Here is a 23,209-nt window from a genome sequence, read left to right as displayed (position 1 = left end):
TTCCATGAAATATCGACTTCAATTGATGCAGCAACCTGCTACAAAACTAGCAGCAGTTTCCCTGTTAGCCAGCTTGGAATTAATCGTTCAAGTCAGGCCAAGTTTAGCTCAAACAACTCCTCCTTTCGTACCCGGTACACAAGAAACGACTGTAAAAACTCCAGCCCCAAGCGTTTTCGTACCCGGTACACAAGAAGCGGCTGTGAAATCTCCAGCCCAAAACATTTTCGTGCCAAGTACACAAGAAACGACCGTGAAAACTTCAGCCCCAACTGCGGGAAGTTTCTTAGCTCCCATTGCAGATGTTTTCAAACAAGTCAACGATTTTATCGGCGACATCCAAGGGTTCGTGCAAAACGAGCTATTTGGCTCCTTAAACGAACTCCTTTCCTCTTCTCTCGGAGCTATCCAAATTCCCGATCTGAGCCAAGTCAGCAGCCAAATTATTAAAGCTCCAACATCCCAGACAGAAGGAACAAAACTGTCAGATTTACTCGAAACTAAATCGAGCAAATTAGACGGCAAAGGTTCGTATAACATCATGTCTGACTTAGACGCTCAAGCTCAGCGCAGCGCCGCTATCGGCATAGCTGACGGAGCAACCCTCAGCAAAGAAGCTCAAGAAAACAGCTTCCAAGTGTTAGAAGCCACTCGCCAAGATACCGAACAAAACATCCAATTGGGCGAAGAATCGCAGAGCCTCGATGTTACTCAACAAATTCTCCAAAACCTCTCGCAACAGACCGCATTGAGCGCACAAGTCCAGATGCGAAATTTACAGGAAGCTCAGCAAGCTCGCACAGATCGAGCCATTAATAACGTGCTGCTATCGCAAGCTGCTAAGGAAATATCCGCGCTCAATACGGGAGAGCGCCGAGGCAGCACTGCGTCTGGAAACCAATCCAGCTATCAGGCGGGAATGCTGATGCTCCCCGGCGGTGGCTATTTGGGAAAACCGAATGACAGCAGCACAACCCCGATTTCAACTAACAGGTTTGTCGCTCCCAATTAATGCTCCGAGCCGTTAAATTGAATCCGCGATTATCTGCCTAGTTTAGGTACAGACTGACAGTTTTGTCGAATACAAAGTTGAAGTTTTTTCCGAGGAAAAATGAAAGAATTTCTAGCACAAATTACACCCCCAACGAGTGGTGCAGAAGGGTCATCCTTAGACATCGTTAGCGAGTCAATTAACCTGGCTAAGACTACCTCAGAATCTTGGGACAAAGTTTGGATTAGCACGATTGACCCAATCGCTTCTGGGCTATGGGTCGGTCTAGTATCCCTCGGCATCACCCTAGCAGCCATCAGCATCCTGTTCTTAACTCTAAGCAGCGGGAAAGACATTATCGAAAAGCAGTCATGGTCAGAACTGGCAGCACTGTTCGTCTGGCCGCTCGTCATCATGCTGTTCCTCGGCGCTAACGGCAAATTGCTAGCCAATACCGTCATTTTTACTAGAAGTTTTGCCTACAGACAAGTCCAAAGTGTCCTAGAAGCGCAACTAGGAGAAATGACATTTAGGGACGCGATCGCCAACGTCACTATCAGTAACATCGGCCGCCAACAACTAGAAAATCTCTACGGTGAATGCCGAAATAAAGTCGGACAAGAACTGGTAACCTGCTGGAATTCCAAGCAAGAAGCGGCTCAGAAAATCGTTACCGAAGCTGAAAGGCAAGCCGCCGGCTCTGCCCCTCTGCAAGCGCTGCGGGCTTTTGGTGAAACCCTCTGGAATAATAGCTTGCTCGGTGCTGCTCAAGATGCCACGACTTTTATAACTGACCCCGGTTCAGTGTTTCGAGAAAAAGCAATACCAATCATCCGATTCATTCTTTATAGCATCCAGTGGGCGTTTGTCAACATCCTTGAAGCAGCCCTTTTACTAACAGCATTCTTTTCGCCGATCGCGATGGGGCTGTCGCTACTTCCCTTGCAGGGCAGGCCCATTTGGGCTTGGGCAACTGGATTTCTGAGCTTATTTGGTGTCCAACTTGGATACAACATCGTTGTCGGGCTAGCAGCCACCGTGCTAGTCAATTCTGGAGCCGAATTAGCCAGCGATGTCGCCTTCCTCTTTTTCATCAGCATTTTCGCACCCGGCTTAGCTCTATTAATCGCCGGCGGCGGCGGAATTGCCCTATACAACGGCATTGCTAGCAATGCTAAACAACTCGTCGATGTTTTGAGCAACGCCATAGGAGCAGCCGCTAATTTGGCGATGAACAAAGGATTTAAGTAATGTCACTAATTACCGAAAGATTTTATGAAACTACAAAGATTTTCACAGTCTGCATTGTTGCCAGAAGCTAAAAATCTGCTGGCATTGTGCTTCCTCATCCTAACTGGAGTAAATATCCTCGCCCTAATTCTGCACCTCTTCGTCGCGTACCGAATCAACTCGGTAGCTGCTATGAAGACAACGCAAGTCCAGCTAATCAACGGTCAAACTTACTACGTAGCAGAACGAGATCGGTTTTTTCGGTATCCCTCAGTCATCCAAAATTTTGTCAAAAATTGGGCCGAGTTAACCTTCAACTGGGACAATAAAATACCAGGAACTAACGATACAGATTCAGGGATTAAAGTCAATTCCAAACGAGTTCCTACCAGCAGTTATTTTGCTTCGTTACTCCTAGAACCCAATTTTGGCAAAGCTTCTCTCCCTGACATCGCTGAACTCGTCCCCAATAAAGTTTTTACGGGTCAATTGCGAGCAACTGTCATCATTTCTTTTTTATCCGAACCCAGAGAAGTCCGTCCCGGCGAATGGGAGATTGACATGATTGCCACTCGGTTGCTTGTCGATCGCACGTCAGGAATCGATCAAAGAATTCCTTTCAATCGCACTTTCCGAATCAAAGCAGTAGAAATCCAAACCCCGCCGCTAGGTAGCCAAGCCTCAGCTTTTGAACAAAAAGTTTATGAGCTTCGCTCGGCCGGCTTAGAAATCAACAAAATTACCGAATTTAAACCCAAATAATCGGATAAAAATCGAAATAATAGGAGATAAAAACATGAGTGAAAAAGAACTTCAAAATGGGCGCGAATTTGATGGCGAACCCGATGAAATTGAAGAAGTTTCCTACAATAGACCACCTAACAGCACAACTAGCCATCCTTTTAATGGCAACAACTCCTCTAATGAAGCCAATAACTTTTCCCATAGTTCTAACAGTTTTCAGGCAGCTAACGCTCCTGATGGCGCTGGCAGCAATGGTAAAAAGACGTTCGGCTTGCGCTCAGTTGAGCCGTTGAGCCGTGAGGAGGAAAGAGAATTAGCTGGACATGACGGAGAAACCGATGAATTATTGACCTCTGAACACAGAATTAAACAGGACAACGAAGGAGCAGAAACTCATCCTGTTTCTGAGAAGCCCGAAGTTCGGACGTTTTCAGTATTAATGGGTACTGGCGCAGTTCTCGGAATCTTGGGATTCTTTTGGTTTGTCTTCTTTGCTCCTAAACCCGTCCGCCAACAGGCAAAAACGACGAACCCTAAACCTGTTCAAGTTTCTGAAGACGAGTCAGGAGAACTAAAAAGCCGACTGGCATTTCAAGATCAGCAGCGGGCGCTGGAAGTTCAGCCGCCTGAACCTAAAAATCGATCGACCCCTGCTCCCAAACCAATGCCTGCACCAAAACCTGCACCAGCCGCTAGAAGGTCTCAACCCCCGAGGCCGGTTCAAAACTTTAATCCGCCACCAAGGACGGTACAGACCATTCCTCCTCCACAGCCGCCATTACCGCGCCCTGCACAGCAGCCTGCACCGCCCCCGCCTCGCCCTCGTCCGACGCCATTACCGCGCCCTGTGCCGCCACCCGCACTGCTGGCACTTCGACCTGCGCCACCACCCCCATCGCCCTCACCAGAAAAAGTAGATCCTTACGAGCGCTGGGCGCAATTAGCTTCTCTGGGGCAAAGCAGAAGTCAAGCAGTTAAAGAGCTAAATGCTGGAGGTATTTCTGCTAGTTCCCCAACTTTAGATCGCGCGATCGCGCCGGGGATGACAGCGGCAAGCTACCCTGCCATACCGCCAGCAATACTAGCAGCAACACAAACACCACCCCCCAGCACAGTAGCAATTGCGCCTACAGCAGCACAGGCACCGCCCCCTAGTGCAGTAGCAATTGCGCCGGTGCCATTGCCCCAACAGCAGCCGATGCCACCGATTTCTCAAAACCCGCAGCCAGTGCTAGTCAGTTCGCCAAAAAGCCCACAATCGGCTGCACCAATGCAAGAGATACCCGCGATCGCAATTGGAGTTACTGACTCTGCTGCAAACGCCAATAGAATGACCCCTGGAGAAGCTGGAATCCTCAACCGCACGACCGCCGGCGAAAACACTGAAGGCAGCACAGCAATGAGAGAGATAGCCATCGGGTCATCTGCTCAAGCCAAGGTAATCGTGCCGATGATTTGGGACGAAGCAGGCCAAAGCCCAACAGCCGGAAGGTTTGCCGTCCAATTGACCGAGGACGTGATAGCAACTGACGGGGCGATCGCCTTGCCGTCCGGCACCGTCTTAATCACTCAAGTAGAAAATGTCACGCGCGGAAATCGGCTGGTTTCTCAAAGCGTAGTGGCGCTTGTTTACCCCGATGCTGCTGGCCGCATCCAACAAGTACCCATTCCACCCGGAAACTTAATCGTTCGCGGAACCGATAACCAACCTCTTATTGCCGACAGTTTATTTGACAGAGGTTCTGAAATAGCCAAGGCTGATATTTTAGTGGGAATTCTCGGCAGCTTGGGGCGGGTAGGAGAAATAATTAATCGACCCGCCCAAGAGACTTTCAGCCAGCAGAGCGGCTTTTTTGGAAGTACGGCTGTTAAAACAAGAACCTCGCGTGAACCCAACATCCTAGCCGCCGCCTTAGAGGGATTCTTTACACCTACTGCCCAACGGCTGCGAGAAAGATCGGATCGCAACGCCCAAGAACTTTTAAAGCAAGGAAATGTAGCGATTGTACCAGAAGGAACTCAAGTTTCAGTATTTGTCAATGCCTTTGTCACAGTGCAAAGATAACGGAGGTAAAATAACCATGAACAAACTCACTCGAAAAATTAGTTTGGCTTTAATTTATCCTGCCTTAATAATTGCCACTGTATTCACTACAGTTAATATTGGGCAAGCTCAAACATCAGCGCTAAAAATTGTCGGAAGAGATGCAGCAATCAATACAACTACCAACCTTCAAGTATGGTCTGGCCGTTCCAGCGTTATTGACTTTAGCCAGACTGGTGAAGTCATTATTTACATCCGGTTAGCAGATCCTTCCAGGGCTGTCTTTAACACTGATGCTGAATTAAAAACTAACCAAGCTAGAACCATATTTGTCCAACCAATTCAACCCTTACAATTCCCTGGCGCTACAACAGCAAACATTACTAACCTGTTCGTTAAAACTCGCTCTCCAGAAGGAATTGAACGCCTTTATACCTTTAATATCGTTCACCAGAATGGGCAACCTACTAATAATGGCATTGCCATCTCTACGATAGTGCCTGGCCAAGAGCCCTGCGTAACTTTAGCAGACAATCGAACGGCGACGATCGGCGACATCGAACGGGGATTAGACATTGCCATCCGAAGAGGTTACACGCCTCCCAATGACTCCGTTGTCTTCAAAGTTCGAGAGTTCATCGCTCTAGCTCGAAATGGCACAGCTATTGCTAAAGCTGCTGAGAAAAGTAATCTATCAATGTCTGTTGTTATTTCACTAGGGCAGCTAGGGTTGAGTCGCGAACCTTTGTATGAAATTCCAAAAACGCCATCTCCTTCGCTCCCTCCTTTAACTCGAACTCCAGGAAATTAAATCCGTTTGCTCAACCAGAAATTTCAACTTCGTATCAAGCAACAGTCCGGACAGTTTTTAGCTCACAGCCTGAAATCCTTGCTGGTATGCTCAACTCATCAATAAAGGGTTTCCTTATCAAAAACCTGCTAATTTTGTCACTTCAGGAGTTGTAGGACTTGACCTAAATATTTCCAATAATCTACATCGTTGGGTTGAGCTCCTACAATCAACCTACTGTTGCTACTGTTGCATGATTTTGAAGAACTGGTAAGTTATTTCTGCCTTGCTAGAGTAGAAACTTGGTTATTTTACTCTAAGTTTGACCTCAGTTCCTACTTTCCCATCTCAAATTTATCGGTCATTTTTTAGGAACTATCTCAGTGAAGCTATAGCTATAGATTGGGGTTTAGCCACTTGTAAGTCTTCAATAAGATTATCAACCCACCCCTGATAAGAGATGTAGGGCACCTTAAAAACAGGTCTTAACTCTTCCCAATCCTCCACTTTAAAAAGATAGGGCGCTAATTGTTCTAAGTACGAACGACTGAACTGAAATTCCATGTCGAGATTCCGAATCTTCGACAGTAATTTCTCTGAAATGGAAAGTTTTTCAAAGATATCTAATTCTGAAATACCCTTAACTGCCATGCTGTCTATTAACAAGACATAAAGCCTTTTGCGGGATGTTATATCCGGTAATAAATCAGCTTTAATACGCTGTAAAAATAAGTCGCGCTTCTGAATTTGTTCGGCAGTTAGCGTGGCATTGAAATATTGAATAAATGGATATTTTTCTCTTGTTAAGATACTTTCCGATACTTCTGCTGTCGTGCTTTTTTTTTACGAGCGATCGCCTCATAGGGATCTTCATCCCCTTCCGCATATTGCATCAACTCTGTCATAGACCAACCGATCGCATAGGCAAACTGGACTAACTTTTGCAATCTGGGATCGGCTTTGCCCTCGCTCCAGTTCACCAGCGTGTTGAATGAAACTCCTGTAATCCTTCCTAGTTCCCTAGAACTACCAACGCGCTCATCCTCCACCAACGCCTCTATTAACTGACCGAGACGTTTCTGGATTCCACTATCGAGCGCTAAATTTTCCTCTACTTTCGTTGACATTCCTGTTTTCTAATAGCTAAGGAGTTGCCGCAGGCATAATTGTATCGCCTGTATTATACCAGAATAACTCGTTTTACAGTCAATAGTATGATTCGCCTAACTTAATCTAAGCTCCAATCGCTAGCCTTAGACGGGATAATGATAGCCACTAATACTTTGACCCAAAACGTAACAATTCTTTACTTGATCAAAGTTATACTCGGCTATATGCTAGTTAAATGATAAATACTTTTATCAGACCCTCTAAAAATTTTGCCTCACCCTAATCCTAGTCGGAATCGCAAGTGAGGCTATTCTACCAGTGGAAGAGATACAGTTGTACAGAAAAACAACCTTAGAATCCCCATTCTGATTTTTTTCTGAACTGGACTCTTCCCAGACATTAAACACCGACGGCTGTTTGACAGCGATAGCCACCGGACCTACTGAAGTTGTCATCTGACTTAGAGTTAACTGCCAGATCGGGCAGACTCTTGACTGTACTTCCATCGACCGGACTTAACCGACTCTTGATGGCGGTACATCACATCTATCGGCCGAATTGTTAGAGCCGACTCTTGATGATGGTACATCTCTGGCCGACTTGTTAAAGCTGCCTTGATGGTTTTTCCATATTAAACCATTAGAAGCACTGAATCAATAGGTATGTCTTAGAATTTCTAGTATTTAAGACATTTGCTGCTCCAACATTCGGCTTCCTCTACCCTTTGGAATAGGAGCCAAAATGCACTACAACGACCTAAGCACCCGCCTGTACCAGGGCTTGTCGCGGATTCCTCAAGACTGGCAACTCTGCTTGCTCGACGGCAAGAAAGTCCCTCAAGGCACGGGCTGGCAGCAAAAGCCACTGACTCCCGCCCAAATGAAAGAAGCCGTAACCAACGGCTGGACGGTAGACAAAGCCGATGGCACTCAATACCGCTGCTACCCCAAAGGCTACGGACTGATCACCGGTACGCCAATTGCCGCCAACGGCGCTGCTTACGTAGTCATTAGGGCAATCAAAGACTGGCAAAAGCAAAAGAACTCAGAAACCGCGAAGACGGAGGAGAGTTGATAGCGATCGCTGACATTTACCCCCAGCCCTGCCACCGCCGCTACTGGGTGAGTGATCGCAACGGCCCCACAGAAGAGCGATTTACTTCGTAATGCGAGAAAACTTTGTAATTAGCAAACCCATCAACCTGACAAGCACGATGGACCGACCATAACAGGTGGAGACAGATCACCCCCATGTCTGGCAAGAAAATCTGCGATAATCAAAACCTTGAGGTTAATATAGACTCTAATAACCTTAGCAACAGCTCCTACGCGGAGCCAAAGCAATCGCAACGGTCACATAAGTCATCTACAGAACCCCGCCTCTGCCAAAGAAAATTCTACGAAGAATGCCCCAGTAGTGCAATCACAGATACAATCTATACGGCTGGAGTCACTGGTATGGATTTCTGGGAAATAAGCGAAACCAGTTTGAATGGTCGCAAAGATTTTTCCAAAGGTCGAGTTGAATTGCAAATCCGCGATCGTTTCGACCTAACAGACTTTGCTGAAATTGCCTATCAAGCCAAGGAAATTATCGCCCAGAACTTCGGAGAAGAAACCCTCAAACTGCACTATGCACTGGCAATGATTGCCTTCCGCAAGCCCGAAGTCGGGAGAGAGCAAATTACAGTATCAGCATCTAAACTCCTAGCTGACTTTGGTGAGAATAACAAAAAGAAACACTACATCCCAAAAGCCGAACGAGACGCCAATAGCCAGCCAGCCCGATACCTTTCTAAAGAAGAAAAACTAAGAGCCTTAGCCTATCATGGATATCTGCTAAAACGATTAGAAGTTTCCGTTAAAGCTTGGCGGATACGCAATAAAATATTTACTATTGAACACTCCAATCTCTGGGAGATTTTTCAAATTACCGAGGTGTTTCATCAAGAAAAAAACACCTTGATCGATATTGAAATCACTTATCGCCCTGGCAAATGGTTTGACAAATTTGCAGGTCACGAATACTTGCGGGAATTTGGCTACCTTACCAGCGAGGCGCTAAAACTAGATTATTACCAGGAAAAAATGGCTCTCAGACTGGCTTATTTTGCCCTATTTGCCCTGCAACAGCACAAAAGCGGTCGGTATCAAATAGAAACACTGCTGACGCGAATCGGGTATAAGAACGACATAGAGACAGCCAAGAGAAACGGAGTTACTGCCTCGAATTTAAAGCGCAGCTTCGATCGAGGGCTGAAAACACTGGGAAATTTTGAATACCCCTACCTCTTTGACTACGAGCCCGATGTCCCTGACTGGGCGCATCCAAACAGCAAAGTCAAAAAGCCTAATCACTGGTTTGAAACCTGGCTACAGCTTAACGGGACTTTACGCCAGCCAGAAGCACTACCCAAACACCCACTACAACCTGAACCAAAACTAGAGCAACCGCAACCGCAAAAAAAACCCGCCCACAAGCAGAAGTCAGCTCAGCCAGCAGCCAACCTAACCGAACCCATAGCTTTTGGTCAGTGGGTGAGAGAAGCTCGGAAAACTCTGGGAGAAAGCCTGAGAACAATGGCAAAAGAGCTGGGGATCTCAGCATCCCAGCTATCTCAGATTGAGAACGGCTGCTATCCACATACCATCAAGCCCAGCCTGAAAACCAAGATAATTCGTCACCTTGGCTTAAATGAGTAACTAGCCAACCAAAAGGCATCTTGCATCCAGCGGAAAGACTCCCAGTTCAGGGGGTCTTTTTAGCTTTTTGAGCAGCAGAGTGTTTAAACCGCTAAACACCTAAAAAATTGGCAAATTTGCTTTAATCTCTTATCTGATAATGGTTTCAGCGCCTAAACACTTTGGGGGTATTCGGAAAAGTTTAGGGGGTATTCGGAAAAGTTTAGGGGGTATTCGGAAAAGTTGTAAATTTGAAACCTTTGTCCTGTATAGCTTTCAGCGCTTAAAAATCTCCTGAGTAGTTTGAGTAGTTTAACGGAGTGTCACTAACCACAGCAGCCGAGTCAGACAGGCTAAGGATTGATTTCAAATTCTGCCCAATATAAAACGTGACGAGAGAATTTTATCTGAGGTGCTGGAAGCATTGCCGTCAAACCAAACGCATGGGAAGTACCCGCAGCCTTGCTGACACCAGAGAAACACCCCTACCCCTACGAAAAGACCCCTCAACCCCGCCTGACCCCATCTGGCCTTCCTTCCATTTGACCAACACCGGGGGTGTCCAATGACATCACCCATCTCCCCCCTGTCCGAATGGCTGGCTTCGGCCATAGACCCCGAACTCATCGCCCTCAACGTCCAAACCCTAGAAGGCGACACCCCCTACCCCTACCTCCTTTCCGAAATCACCGCCGCCTCCGGTAGAGTCCACCCCGACGCACAATGGCGGTGGGCCAGAAAACACTACAGCCACATCGAACACGGTGGCTGGTGGTGCTCAGGCATAGACCCCCTCAACAACTGGCAACCCATGTATTGGGGCTGCTTCAAACCCCACCAGCCCCGAAATACCTTTGACCCCAAAGGCAAAATCAAACCCGTCAAATACGAACACCCCCCCAAAACCCCCACCAGAGCCTTCTTCCTGCAAGTTCCAGACCACATCTGGGCAAAAGTCGCAGCACGCTACGGTGTCCCCATCGACCCAGAGGATTTGGAAGGGGGAGCGGGGGAGAGGGGGAGAGGGGGAGATGGGGAGCGGGGGAGATGGGGAGATGGAACAGGAAAGACGAAGATTTCCCCTCTGCTCCCACGCTCCTCTGCCCCTAGCCCGTGCTGCCCCTCTGCCCCTAGCCCGTGCTGCCCCTCTGCCCCGGGGCCCCCCTGCTCCCCCTCTCCCTCTCTCCCAAACCAGCCTCAGTTCTGGCAATGGGTATGGGACAACAACATCCCCGTCATCATCGTCGAAGGCGTAAAAAAAGCCGGATGCCTACTCACACTGGGTTACGCCGCCATCGCCCTCCCCGGTGTCACAGGCGGTGTCAGAACCAAAACCCCGCAAGGCGAAAAATGCGACCCCTACCTCATCCCTGAACTGCAACACTTCGCCACAGAGGAACGTGAAATCTACATCTGCTTCGACCGCGACAGCAAACGCCAAACCATCCAAAACGTCAACCGGGAAATTGGCAAACTCGGCCGCCTGTTCGCAGCCGCCAAATGCCCCGTCAAAGTCATCAACCTGCCAGGGCCAGAAAAAGGCGTTGACGATTTCGTGGTATCAAAGGGCTCCGATGCCTTCAGCGCCCTCAAAAATGAAGCGCAAGGCTTCCAATTCTGGCTTGATAGGGAATCATGGCTTTTAACCTATCCCGCGTCTTTAAAGCTAAATTCTCGCTATCTGGGAAAACTCCCCTATCCAGAGTCCGGGTTAGCCTGCATCAAAGCCCCTAAAGGCACCGGCAAAACCCAAGCCCTGACTAACTTAGTCTCACAATCCCTTGACACAGGCGATCGCCGCGTGCTGATAATTACCCATAGGATTCAACTAGGCAGGGCTATCTGTGCCAGCTTAGGAATCAACTACATCGACGAAACTAGGGACTCAGCCGAGGGTAAACTGTTCGGATACGGCTTGTGCATAGACAGCCTCCACCCCCTATCTCAAGCTAAATTCAATCCTGAAGACTGGTTCGGTGCGATCGTCATCATCGATGAGTGCGAACAAGTCATTTGGCACGCCTTAAACAGTTCAACTTGCCGCGAAAACCGAGTCGCCATCTTGCAAACTCTGCAAGAACTCATCCACAATGTCTTGACAAGTGGCGGCTTAGTTGTTGCCCAAGATGCAGATTTATCGGATTACAGCATTGACTACTTAATAGCGATAGCAGGTATCCCTATTTCGCCTTGGGTTGTTGTTAACGAGTGGCAGCCCAAACGAGGGCGAGATGTGACGTTTTTTGCCACTTCTAACCCAGCTTCGCTGTATGTGCAGATGGAGCAAATTCTGTCTCAAGAAGTCACTTGTTGTGACCTTGAAAGTCATGCAGAATGCTGTCCGATAAGCTTAAACTGTGCCGAATGTGAATGTAAAAAACCTGCTAAATGCGTTTCAGAAAACCCTAATGAATGTGAATGTAAAAAACCTGCTAAATGTGGTTGTGAAACAACTGCAAAGTGTAGCCATATAAACTTTGCTGAAGATAGCTCTGTAAACACTACTGAATGTCCTCCTATAGAGCGATATCGACCGCGCATTATGGTTGTAGAAGACTCACAAAAAGTTACAGGCAAATGGTCTTGTCGCAACCTAGAAACGCAACTGCAAAAACGCTTTCCTCATCAGCGAATTCTCAGGATTGATAGCGAATCGGTATCAGATCCTAATCATCCCGCTTACGGTTGCATTGACCAACTGAATGCGCTCATACAAAACTATGACATCATCATCGCCAGCCCGACAATTGGCACTGGTGTCAGCATCGATATCCGAGGTTATTTTACAGCAGTTTTTGGCATCTTTCAAGGGGCAGTAGCCGTCAATGACGCTTTACAAGCCCTAGCCCGTGTTAGGGATGAAAATGTACCTTGGTTTGTTTGGACTAAACAATTTGGTCTGGGGAAAATTGGCAATGGCAGTGCTAGTTATCGAGCCATAATTAAATCTCAGCAGAAAGTCATTAAAACTAATATCAAACTGTTGCACGGTGTTGATTTTGACATAGATATCGCTCACGACCCTGTTCACTTGCGAACTTGGGCTTTAATGGCTGCTAGAATTAATGCGGGAATGTGGAATTACAGAGAGGCAATTTGGGAGGGATTAAAATCGGAAGGGCATCGGGTAACGCTGTGTCGAGAAAATCAATTACAGCGGGAGATTAAAGTTCTGCAAATTCAACAATTGGCAGCTAATAATTGCCAAGACTGGGATTTATTAGAACAGCTAACTGAACAAGCGCAAGAATTAGAAGAGGAATTAGACAACTTAGAAACTGTAGCTAATTATCTTAGCGATGAGGCTAAAATAATCAGGGAAGAGAATAAAGTGGCTGAGGCTTCAGGAGTTACCAATGCTGAAAATATTACTCTGTCTGAATACCTGAAATTGAAGGACAAACGGGCTAAGACAAAGGCAGAACTAGAGCAGCAGCGTAAGTATCAATTATGGGATACTTATGGAGTGCCTATTACGCCCGAACTCAAACTCAAAGATGATGATGGCTGGTTGCCCAAAATTAGCCTGCATTATTATCTAAGTTATGACCCTGAATTTGTCAGGTTGCGAGATAAAAATCACTTGGCTGGACATCAGGAAAGGGGTAAAGGTAAGGTTTGTCCCCAAGATTTGCGGTTACTTACAGCTAGGGTGGAAGCACTTAAGAAATTGGGAGTGATGGAGTTCTTAAACCCAGACGAAGAGTTTCGAGGAACTGATGCGCTTGTGATAGCTTTTGCTGAGAGAGTTAAGCTTTGTTCTGTTGATGTGAAAGACTTTTTAGGCATTAGTGTCAATCCCAAGGCTAAGCCAATGGAGGTGGTGCAGTATATTCTAAGGTGTAAACTTGGTTTTACTTTGCGGCGAGTTCGCCAAGAAAGGTCGGAGGAACGAGATGCTAAAGGTCGGCCAAAACGCATTAGAGTTTACCAGTTTGAGTTTCCCCAGGATGGTAGGGAGGCGATTTTTGAAGTTTGGCAGCAGCGGGATAAAGAGGCAGTGTCGGCGGAAGGTGCTACTCAGTGTTTAGGAGGGGTATCTAGTGGCACAGGGTCTGATAATAATATAGGGATATCTGAGGGTGTGTCGCCTCTGGATGAGGAATGGGTTCACACTACTCAAGTGTTTGGAGTGGAAGCTGCACCCGCAGAAGCATTAACAACAGAAGGGATGGGAGTTGCAGCTTCATATCAGGCGATAGAACCCGAAAATCATGCTATTCCCACTTATGAGGCAAAAGTACCCCAAATAGCACCGTCTGAGCTGAAAGTTGGCTCGGTGGTGAGGTTCTGCGGTGAGGTTCATAAATATGTCGTTAGAGCTGTTGCAGGGGCTCAGGTAATGGTGAAATCCCTGTTTTCGGGGCAATTCGTCAATACTTACGCACACCGCTTAGAGCTTGCAGAAGGGGGGACAGGATGAGTTATTTATGGCGATCGCGATTGATGCTCAGTATTTATTCAGGAGTTGCCTGCTGCTCAACATACTTTTTAAGTTGCTCATTCGGTAATTGTCACTTCACCCATAACGAAAGCAGTAGCCACTTTATCCTTCCAGCAAGCTACTGCTTTTGTATACGTAAGTTATGCGCTTGCTCCCTCTATAGCAGCGGTACGAAGTTCTAAGCATTGCAGGCATTATTAGTGCAATTTTATGGTTCCATCTAGCGTGCCAAGTTAGGGGTGAAATGACAGTAATGTCCGATTAATTTTTGATTAACTTTTATCTCCGCGCCTACCGTCGCGGAGTGGAAGACAGCTGAACTAACAATTCCCGCACCCGGCCTACAAACAAAGCGAGCTACTGAAACCACTTTCCGCAGAGAGTGCTAATTGTGGCGACTGAACGCTTACTCGCCACTGTCCCCTCGCATTGGCGCCCGTCACGCGCGAGGCGATCGCAAAGAAAGAAAACACAACTTTTCGCTTTCCTGAAACCGCTTAGATCCTCGTACAGCAGGTCGGAGCCTTTGAATTAATTATCAGAGGAGGTGTATTTCTCCTCAGTTAATCATCCAAAAGGCTGAAGTTAATTATCCGTTTTTTCAGCCCGTGTAGCCATGCTGCACCATGTTGTCAACTGTTGCAATCTAAAAAAGGTTAGCAATGCTTACCGCGAAAATTTTGATTTGGAGTTTTCTGTTAATATGACTATCCAAACTATCAACGATGTACTATTTCCCCCTTTCCTTTTTACCACTCTCTTTTGCTTAGCCTCAGTATTCCTGCACAAACCTGAAGCAGCCCAAGAAGAACTCACAGACAATCGAACCCAAGTAAATGTGTCAACAGTCGCAACACCATCCGATGGTATTGGCAGTGCCGTAAATGGAGCAACAATTGAAATTGAGAAACCAGCCAGATCCCATCACACTCGCCATCAGACCACAGGCAAAAAAACACCGAACAAACCAGCAAAACCAATTGATTTTGCCGCACATTCAGGCGCAAGCACAACCTCAGTTCCTGCCGTTAATACTTCACTAATTTCACTTAGGCAAGCTCGCAAAATTGCTAGCGCCATCAAAGCTGCTGCGCCAGAACTGGGGTTCAAGCAAAAAGTTAACGGCTCTGATTCCTCTATTGAATGGTTGCAGGCTCAAATCAAAAATCGGCTGGAAAATTATCCCCTAATTGTGATGCCTATCATCCTCAAGCTTGCTCCCAAAGCGGTGATTGCAAATACTCTAGCATCTGCTACTTCCGAACTAGGTGAAAGTGCGCGTTCAGTGTCCTAACAGCGAACGAAAAGTTTCTCAACCAACCAGCGTACTCGTTTACCCTCCGAAACTTATAACAATGCCCAAGTCTTACGAAGGCTTGGGCAGTTTTTTTGACCTGAATAAGCGATTTTCCAATAAAATCCTAATTTTTTATTAAAGGGGAACAAAACTAGCAAAACAACTTGCAAAGTGAATCAAAAAATAGTATAATCAAATTCTTACAAGCGCCACTTCTATTTGAGCGTACTGTTATGGCGGCAATTAAACCTGTTACCTTCCGAGACCTCATAGATGCGATCGCCACCTTGCCAATTATCAATTTGCCTGAGAATTTAAGTCAGTTGAGTAGCAATAAAAGCCAATCTAACTGCAATAAAGGACGCGGGCGGAGGCATCCTCGGCGCAGCGCCCCGCAAGTGGCCCATCAAGCGATAAAAGCTTTTCGGCAGACTTGACGAAAAGACACTTTCGTCCAATAATAAGGGAGCTTTCATTTTGGAGGGCTGCGCCGTGAAGGTTCAAGGCAACGGGCGTGCTAAGATTTTGACGCCCGCCGAAATATCTAGGCTGTTCGACCGGGGTTTTGTTACAGCAAGGGATAGGCTTTTGTTTGCTGTGACTTTTTATTGTGCCTGTCGTATTTCAGAGGCATTAGCTTTAACAACTCAGGACATTGTTGGCGGTGTGGTGACGCTGCGGAAAGCGACAACTAAGGGCAAGTCAGCAACGCGAACGCTGCCGCTACATCCCATGTTGGCTAAGTTTTTATTGGCTTACAATCCAGATGCGGGTTTTTTGTTTCCGGGGCGAGAGGGTACGAAGCCTTTGACACGCTCTCAGGCAGACTTGATTTTTAAAGAAGCTTGCAAACGGGTAAGAATTAAGGGAGCTTCCACACATTCGATGAGGCGGACAGCCCTCACGAATTTGAGCAATGCTGGGGTGCCACTGCGGGTGATTATGGAGATATCAGGTCACAAAAATTTGTCGAGCCTCCAGCGCTATTTAGAAGTGCAGCCGGAACAGCTTGTCAAGGCACTCGGGATTCTGAAGTGAAGCTATCGCGACTTTGGTTCGCCAGATTGTTTCAACAGTTGAAGGGCTCTCCCGTAAGTCTTCTTTGAATTGAGGCGATATTTGGACGCAAGGCTCGCGATGGCTACCCATTTCTTCCCGTCTGGCTAGCTAAAACAAAGGCAACTGCTATCCGCGACAATCCTGACTGGTTTGAGCCGCCTGCTCAAGAGTGAGGTGTGAATAAGCTTTCCTGACTCTTGAGTTGTAATTGACGTAATCCCCATAACTCCATAAAAACTATCTTACGGAACCAGTCAAAGGGCAGATAGATATATACGTACTGCTGCAAATGCTAGGAAATGCCCAAATCATTAAAAATGACTCCACCAATCAACAATCCGAAGGTACTTATCAGTGCGACACCAGCAGTAAATACACCGGAATCCTGATTGTCATTACACCCACAAACCGCCAATATTGACCCCTTAAAAGTTAGATATTTGGGGTAATTTTGATTGGTAGCAACTACTATATCACTAAAAAAAAGCTCAAAGAATTAAGCTATTTTCGGGCGAAAAGCCCTTGTAAAAATTTAGGGATATTCATTGATAGTCAGAAGATTGAACTGACAAATTTATCAGTACAAGACAGGTTTGGCGTTGTCAAAGAGCGGCAGCCCAGTAGGAGCGTGGTGAAGAAGGCTCTCAAACACCTTCCATTTGGTTGACGACGTTAGCGCAGCTCTCGAAGAGGATCGCTCGATCTGATTTTTTTCAACCGCGATCGACAATAAATCTTGTTGATTATCGATCGCGAGCACCTAGGATGACGTAAATACGTCGTTAGCGCAGCCGGAGAAGAGGATCGCACTCAGCCAGCGGGCTGGTCAAAGAGCGGCTATCGCCGCTATTGGGAGTGACCTGCTCAATTAAGTTTCATAAAAATAATACGGGAAGCGGGAAACGAGCGCGACTTTAGTCCTGAGAGGGAAGCGACGCGGGGACTTTAGTCCCCGTGTTCTTTCTTCTTTAATCTGCCGAATGGTGCGGGTCTTCTATGTATTTTTTCACAACCTCGCTACTAATATTGCCCGCTGTACTAACAAAATAGCTGCTCGTCCATAAAGACGGCAGCTTTTTTAGTTCTGGAAACTCAGCCCTTAAGTGATGACTAGAGCGTCCCTTAAATAACTTAACCACCAGCGCAGGAGTATCCGTTGGCTTAACAGCCACGAACAAGTGTACGTGATCTGGTGCTACTTCTAAGGCTAGAATGTCCCAACCTTTCTCAGTTGAAAGTGCTAAAAATATTTCCCGAAGTCTAGTCGCTACGTTACCAGTCAGAACTTTCTTGCGACGCTTGGGAATAAACACGAAGTGATAGTTAAGCAGGAATTAGACGTGATTGTGGGTTTGATACTCAGGTAACGGCAACATACACGAAGTTTTGTTGTTATAGCTAGACTTGTCTACTATACTCACTTAAACTAAACAAATCAAAAAATTTTTAGGAAAAAGAGGTGACTAAAGTCAAAAAAACAATGGGAGTGCAGCAGGTATTACTATCTCCAACTAAGGAAGTTGAGGCAATATTGGAGTATCTTTGCCAGCAATCTGGAAAGCTTTACAATAGCGGTGTTTATTTGGCTCGTCAGAAGTTTTTCAAAACGGGAAAGCTGTTGACTGGAAAATTTGACTTGTCTTCTGAACCGTCAATTTCAAAATCAATGGTTGCCAAGTCGTTGCCCTCAACACCCATGCAACAAACGTTGATGTCGGTCACGGAGGCATTTAAAGGTTTCAAAGAATTAAAAGCTTTGTACCTCCAAGGTCAATTACATTTTAGACCTAAACCTCCCTGCTACCTAAAAGGATCTAAACTGTTTAAAGTGGCTTACCCGAATTCTGGAGGATTGAAGCCAGCACTTGTCGGCAATCAGTTGCGATTTTCCTTGGGTTTAACAATACGGCGCTGGTTTGAAATTTCTGAATTTTTTGTACCTATGCCGTCAAATCTTGATTACTCAAGGGTTAAAGAATTTACAATTCTCCCCAAAAATGGTGCTTTTTACCTGGAAATGTCTTACGAGGTAGAACTACAACAGCACGATTTAGATCGCAGCCAAGCGCTGTCAATAGATTTGGGAACTGCTGACAATCTAGCAGCTTGTGTTGATACGCTAGGAAATTCCTTCTTGATTGATGCTCGCGCCATGAAGGCGATGAATCAGTTGTGGAATAAAAAAGTAGCAACTAGGAAAGAAGGAAAGCCCGCAGGCTATTGGGACAATTGGTTAGACCGCATAACCCGAAAACGCAATCACCAAATGCGCGACGGTATCAACAAAGCGGCTAAGTTAATTGTTGACCACTGCTTGAAACACGGTATTGGTAATCTAGTAATTGGATGGAACCCCGGCTTTAAATCTAATGCCGATATGGGCAATTTGAACAACCAGAAGTTTGTTCAACTGCCTTTAGGAAAGTTGAAAGACCGATTAAAACAACTGTGCGATTTACACGGCATTAAGTTTACTGAAACCGAAGAAGCATATACCTCGCAATCCAGTTTTCTCGATGGAGACTCCCTACCCAGATACGGTGAAAAACCGCCTGAGTGGAAAGCATCTGGAAGACGAATCAAACGCGGTTTGTATCGCTCTGCTGACGGAACAGTAATCAATGCAGATTTGAACGGCGCAGGAAACATTCTAAGAAAAGTAGCCAGTAAGTTGGGTGTAAACCTAAACCAACTGAGTAGACGGTGTTTGACTACCGTAGCGAGAGTAAGACTTTGGGTATTACCTAAAGCTGCTTTGTCCGCAGAATCTCAGTGTCTTCAGACGTGAGAGTGTCAACCATTCTTAACAATAGCGAACGCATTCACCTAGGAAAGCCTTCATCACGGGCGATCGCCCTCAAAAAAGCCAGTTAGCTGTTAACAATTAGGATTGACTTCTATTTCAGTTAGGAATGAAAAATCAATAACTTGCACAATTAAACCTCAGAAGCCTTGATCCAAGGTAAACTATTGCTCTATTAGTCACCTTATTTATTTTTCATTCCTCAGTGGATCTGGCGATCGCGTTTTTTTGCGACTGGGCGACGTGCCGTTTTTTGACGCCAGCAAGTTTTTTCCTGATAGACTTGTTACAGTTCCTCCACCGTATTCACCGTTCTGGCGTTGTAACTTACTGGCAACTGAGTCACCTCTTTCGTAAGGATTCAGGTCATGAAAAAAGCAGTAAAACCTATACAGTGTAACCATTTGGTCAAATAATCATCAAATATCCATTCTTATTAAGAAACCATGAAAGCTTTTATTTTCGTACCTATTGAGAATTAAGCTGTTGATTTAGCGAAAGCTTGAATTCTAGAAGTCCTTCTGTGACTACGTTTCAGATACCTGAATCCTTACCCTCTTTCGACACAGTTCCCTGAAGTTGTAGGAGATGCGATCGATAGATTATGCAAGATCCGACTTTTCCGACTTTACGATCCGACTTTTCCGACTTACAAAGGCGGGGGAGAGGAAGTATTATAGAGATCAGATGCCGTTTCACAACCTGTGGAAGCAATTAATAGACTTTCATAGCTTTTGAACGATACAGTTATAATCAGGGTTTCACGCTACACAAGGGACTTCTACTTAATTACTACCATATTGTTCAGAGCGTGTATGATCGCACGTCGAGCGTGAAATTACGGCTATTGTTTAGCTCGTAATTTACAGAATAGTGCGTCCATCATTTTTATATCAGTAAATCCCCTATGGATGGAGGGATATAAGGATGTACCAATTATCTCCAGAACTATTTGCTCTCGAAGTGAATGTAAATTGCGACATTTCTTCTCAACCTTTTTCTACGTTACTCACGTCCAAACAACGAAATGTTGAATTTTTACCTCCCATGACGTTTTCTTTACAAGAATTTTATGGATTTCCCTTGACAAGCATCTCTCCAAAGAATTATCTTAAGTATGTCTAGAGATAGATGACAAATAAATAAGCTGATGAGTACGGCTGGCAAAAAGATTAAATTGAATCTATAGGGGGTAGGGGCTCAAAAAATCAGATTATTAGTGTGATCAGGGCATTCAAGAGCGGACGTATGGGTGCAATAGTAGCGTCCGGCAAGAAATTTCGTACTGAGCCAACTTTTTGAAAGGTGCTCAAAGATTGGGAGAACAGTGGGTGCAGTTGACTGTTTTCTAAGTGAAGGCGAGGGTTCGACTAACACAACAGCAATAGCATAATTCACCTATTGCTTAACAAAACCATCCAACAATAGCAAGGTGCCGGAATAGGCTGCGGTTGGAGCAGAATTGAGCCTCGATCGGAACCCATGCCAATTGAACGCACAAATTATCGAATTACAGGAGTATGACCATTCTTAACTACAACGAAAGCACCTATCTGCAAGAAAATCCCGACGTGGCACAAGCCGTAGCTTCAGGCATTATTCCCAACGGCTTCGAGCATTGGGTAAAGTTTGGTTTTATTGAAAAAAGAACGCCACAAATTTCCTTCAACGAGCAATTTTATCTAGATGCTAACCCCCAGGTAGCAGCAGCAGTTGCCAACGGTAGTTTCTCAAGCGGATTTGAACATTATGCGCGGTTTGGAGCGGCTGAAGGTCGAGATCCCGTTGCCAGTACCACACCCACAGGATCTCAACTTCAAGAAATCTTAAAGCGCGGGTTTGTGCGGGTTGCAGTTAACGAGGATGCACTCGGATTTAGCAACCGGGAAGCCGACGGTTCATTTAGTGGGATTGGCATTGATTTTAGTCGCGCCATTGCCACTGCTTTGTTTGGGAACCCGAATGCAGTAGAATTCGTAGTCGTCAAGGCGGGTGAAGACTTTAATAGTGTTGCCAGTGGCGCAGTGGATATCGCCGCCACCCTGCCCACTCAATCTGTGCTCCGCGATGCCAGTTTAGGAGTAGATTATTCGCCTACCGTTTTATTCGACACTCAAGCGGTATTGGTGCGTGGTAATAGTGGAATTAGTTCTGTTGAGCAGTTACCAGGAACAACCATCGGCGTATTAGCAGGAACGCGCTCTGGGCAAAATTTAATAGATGCCGCCCAACGTGCCGGAATCGCCCTCAACATCCAAACTTTTCCCTCACAAGATGCTCTGTTTGGCGCTTACGATGCGGGGCAATTGGGGGCAGTTTCGATTAATCGCGGGGTTCTAAGCAATCGCATTCCCACCTTATCCAATCCGGGAAATCAAGTCATCCTGGATGAAGCCATTTCTAAAGAGCCTTTAGCACTCATCGTGCCGGAAAATCAGTCTGAATGGGCTGATGTGGTGCGCTGGGCGGTCAACGCTCCCATCCAAGCCGAATTCTTTGGCATCAACTCCCAGAATGTGAATGAATTTCTTGATGGAAATTCTGCCAGTAAGCGCTTCTTAGGCGTGGAAGGGAATTTAGGAGAATCTTTGGGACTCAAAAATGATTTTGCGTTGAAAGTTATCCAACAAATTGGTAATTACGAAGAGATTTACAATCGCAATTTCAATCCCGAAGTGCTGCCGCGCCAGCTCAATGAACTAATGTTTGTCGAGCCTGGGGGACTGCTTTATTATCCACCATTTTCGGGGACTGACGAATTAAGTGTGCCCTTGGTAAATAACGACAACCGCAACGTTTTACAGGAAGTTTTAGACCGGGGGTTCGTGCGCGTTGGGGTGAGAAATGAAGCACCTGGACTGGGTTTTTCTGACCCCAACGGCAACTTAAGCGGATTTGATGTGGATTTGGGTCGGGGACTAGCAGCTTCCCTATTTGGCGACCCCAACGCAGTGGAATTCGTGATTCAGAAAACGGGGGCTCAGCGCTTCAGCGATGTCGCCAATGGCATCGTTGATGTAACTAGCCGTAACGCTACACATAACCTCAAGCGGGATGCTTTACTGGGGGTAGATTTTGCCCCCATTAATACTTACGATGCTCAATTTGTGGTAACACCAACCGCCAGCGGAATTACCTCTTTTGAACAGCTTGCAGGTCGCCGAATTGGCGTGAGTGCAAATACCACTTCTGAGGCAACTCTGCGAGAAAAGCTGAGTGCTTCGGGTATTAATGCGGAAATCGTAGCCTTAGATAGCTTCCAGGTCCTATTTGATAGTTATATGAAGGGCGAATTGGATGCGCTCACCGGCGATGGAGGTCTGATTGTCTCTCGTCTTCTCACCTTACCTCCTGAGCAGCGAGACCAACATGAGCCATTTCCAGAAGTTTTGGGAGAGGAGCCTTTAGCAATGGTGGTGGACGAGAATCAATCCCAGTGGAAGGATGTGGTTTCTGGAGTTACTTATTCTCTTTATGAAGCGTTAGAACTGGGTTTAACTTCAGAAAATGTACGCCAGGAAATCAATAGTTCAGATCCAGTTGTCCGCCGCTTTTTGGGAGTGGAAGGAAATGTGGGTGAAAGTCTGGGTTTGTCGAATAATTTTGCTTTGAATGCGATTTCCGCAGTGGGGAACTATAACGAGATGAACGCTCGCAACTTCCCAGGTATTCCTGTTAGCCCTTTGCAAGCGCCTTATACTGAGGGCGGTGTCCTGTTCTCGGTTCCTTTTGCTTGATTTTGCTGAATAGGGGTGATTCATGAATCACCCTTACAACAATAAACCGTGCATCTTCGCTTTCAATCCATTGACTAGGTGAAATCATCATGCAAGCCACTACTAACCCCATTGCCAACCGAGCCGAAGAACAACAACTTTTACACCGTCTTGCCGCAGGCGAAACTCGTGCTTTCTGGCACCTCTTCCAACAAATGTGGCGATCGCCCCTCTATCTTTCTTTAAATTGACACAACTTTGAAGAAGTAGGGCGCTCGCGGCTGACGAGAAAACCTACAG

Annotated in this window: 19 protein-coding genes; 15 read left to right on the top strand and 4 right to left on the bottom strand. The window is 46.2% G+C overall.

Going from position 1 to position 23,209, the window contains the following annotated elements; genetic code table 11:
- Nucleotides 1-4: 4 nt before the first annotated feature.
- From QUA07_RS05480 to QUA07_RS05460, 5 genes are all read left to right on the top strand, one after another.
- Entirely contained in the window at nt 5-1,012 is a 1,008-nt protein-coding gene (locus tag QUA07_RS05480; protein WP_333323237.1) for a hypothetical protein, read from the top strand.
- 99 nt (nt 1,013-1,111) lie between these two features.
- Nucleotides 1,112-2,242 carry a hypothetical protein gene (locus tag QUA07_RS05475; RefSeq protein ID WP_333323235.1) on the top strand — a complete coding sequence of 377 codons (1,131 nt, stop codon included), beginning with the start codon at nt 1,112-1,114 and terminating at the stop codon, nt 2,240-2,242.
- A gap of 24 nt (nt 2,243-2,266) precedes the next feature.
- Nucleotides 2,267-2,983, top strand: coding sequence for a hypothetical protein (locus tag QUA07_RS05470; RefSeq protein WP_333323233.1), 717 nt, complete (start codon nt 2,267-2,269; stop codon nt 2,981-2,983).
- Between the two features lie 34 nt (nt 2,984-3,017).
- Entirely contained in the window at nt 3,018-5,030 is a 2,013-nt protein-coding gene (locus QUA07_RS05465) for a hypothetical protein (protein ID WP_333323231.1), read from the top strand.
- Between the two features lie 16 nt (nt 5,031-5,046).
- A complete protein-coding gene (locus QUA07_RS05460) occupies nt 5,047-5,820 on the top strand; it encodes a hypothetical protein (RefSeq protein WP_333323229.1) in 774 nt (257 codons plus the stop codon).
- Nucleotides 5,821-6,174: 354 nt separating this feature from the next.
- Here the strand turns inward: QUA07_RS05460 and QUA07_RS05455 are convergent, their stop codons facing one another.
- Complete coding sequence (locus tag QUA07_RS05455; protein WP_333323227.1) at nt 6,175-6,450, bottom strand: lipase; 276 nt, start codon at nt 6,448-6,450, stop codon at nt 6,175-6,177.
- Nucleotides 6,451-6,602: 152 nt separating this feature from the next.
- Entirely contained in the window at nt 6,603-6,926 is a 324-nt protein-coding gene (locus QUA07_RS05450) for a transcriptional regulator (RefSeq protein WP_333046225.1), read from the bottom strand.
- A gap of 724 nt (nt 6,927-7,650) precedes the next feature.
- On the opposite strand from QUA07_RS05450, the gene QUA07_RS05445 reads away from it, so the two are divergent.
- From QUA07_RS05445 to QUA07_RS05435, 3 genes are all read left to right on the top strand, one after another.
- Nucleotides 7,651-7,983 (top strand): DNA primase, encoded by a 333-nt coding sequence (locus tag QUA07_RS05445; protein ID WP_333150568.1) that lies wholly within the window; start codon nt 7,651-7,653, stop codon nt 7,981-7,983.
- Nucleotides 7,984-8,366: 383 nt separating this feature from the next.
- The gene (locus QUA07_RS05440; protein WP_333323225.1) at nt 8,367-9,611 is read left to right on the top strand and encodes a helix-turn-helix transcriptional regulator; all 1,245 of its coding nucleotides are present in this window, start codon (nt 8,367-8,369) and stop codon (nt 9,609-9,611) included.
- Between the two features lie 544 nt (nt 9,612-10,155).
- On the top strand, nt 10,156-14,013 hold the full coding sequence (locus tag QUA07_RS05435; RefSeq protein WP_333323223.1) for a plasmid replication protein, CyRepA1 family: 3,858 nt from the start codon (nt 10,156-10,158) through the stop codon (nt 14,011-14,013).
- Nucleotides 14,014-14,375: 362 nt separating this feature from the next.
- Here QUA07_RS05435 and QUA07_RS05430 read toward each other — a convergent pair whose 3' ends face one another.
- A complete protein-coding gene (locus QUA07_RS05430) occupies nt 14,376-14,507 on the bottom strand; it encodes a hypothetical protein (protein ID WP_333002731.1) in 132 nt (43 codons plus the stop codon).
- 230 nt (nt 14,508-14,737) lie between these two features.
- On the opposite strand from QUA07_RS05430, the gene QUA07_RS05425 reads away from it, so the two are divergent.
- From QUA07_RS05425 to QUA07_RS05410, 4 genes are all read left to right on the top strand, one after another.
- Complete coding sequence (locus QUA07_RS05425) at nt 14,738-15,328, top strand: hypothetical protein (protein ID WP_333323221.1); 591 nt, start codon at nt 14,738-14,740, stop codon at nt 15,326-15,328.
- A gap of 236 nt (nt 15,329-15,564) precedes the next feature.
- Nucleotides 15,565-15,768, top strand: coding sequence for a hypothetical protein (locus QUA07_RS05420; RefSeq protein ID WP_333323219.1), 204 nt, complete (start codon nt 15,565-15,567; stop codon nt 15,766-15,768).
- A gap of 55 nt (nt 15,769-15,823) precedes the next feature.
- Entirely contained in the window at nt 15,824-16,369 is a 546-nt protein-coding gene (locus QUA07_RS05415; RefSeq protein WP_015211723.1) for a tyrosine-type recombinase/integrase, read from the top strand.
- 310 nt (nt 16,370-16,679) lie between these two features.
- Complete coding sequence (locus QUA07_RS05410) at nt 16,680-16,811, top strand: hypothetical protein (protein WP_333323217.1); 132 nt, start codon at nt 16,680-16,682, stop codon at nt 16,809-16,811.
- 547 nt (nt 16,812-17,358) lie between these two features.
- Here the strand turns inward: QUA07_RS05410 and tnpA are convergent.
- Entirely contained in the window at nt 17,359-17,721 is a 363-nt protein-coding gene (gene tnpA / locus QUA07_RS05405) for an IS200/IS605 family transposase (RefSeq protein ID WP_333323278.1), read from the bottom strand.
- Between the two features lie 128 nt (nt 17,722-17,849).
- Here tnpA and QUA07_RS05400 point away from each other — a divergent pair, with 128 nt between their 5' ends.
- From QUA07_RS05400 to QUA07_RS05390, 3 genes are all read left to right on the top strand, one after another.
- Nucleotides 17,850-19,178: a transposase gene (locus QUA07_RS05400; RefSeq protein WP_333323215.1), complete on the top strand. Its 1,329-nt coding sequence runs from the start codon at nt 17,850-17,852 to the stop codon at nt 19,176-19,178.
- 1,535 nt (nt 19,179-20,713) lie between these two features.
- A complete protein-coding gene (locus QUA07_RS05395) occupies nt 20,714-22,930 on the top strand; it encodes a transporter substrate-binding domain-containing protein (protein ID WP_333323212.1) in 2,217 nt (738 codons plus the stop codon).
- An 89-nt stretch (nt 22,931-23,019) separates the two neighbouring features.
- Nucleotides 23,020-23,160 carry a hypothetical protein gene (locus tag QUA07_RS05390; RefSeq protein WP_333323210.1) on the top strand — a complete coding sequence of 47 codons (141 nt, stop codon included), beginning with the start codon at nt 23,020-23,022 and terminating at the stop codon, nt 23,158-23,160.
- Nucleotides 23,161-23,209: the final 49 nt, after the last annotated feature.

Origin of the sequence: Microcoleus sp. T3_A4, from assembly GCF_036700465.1 — a bacterium.
Lineage (GTDB): Bacteria > Cyanobacteriota > Cyanobacteriia > Cyanobacteriales > Microcoleaceae > Microcoleus.
Note: the sequence above shows the minus strand (reverse complement) of the source record. Positions and strands in the feature narration are given on the sequence as shown.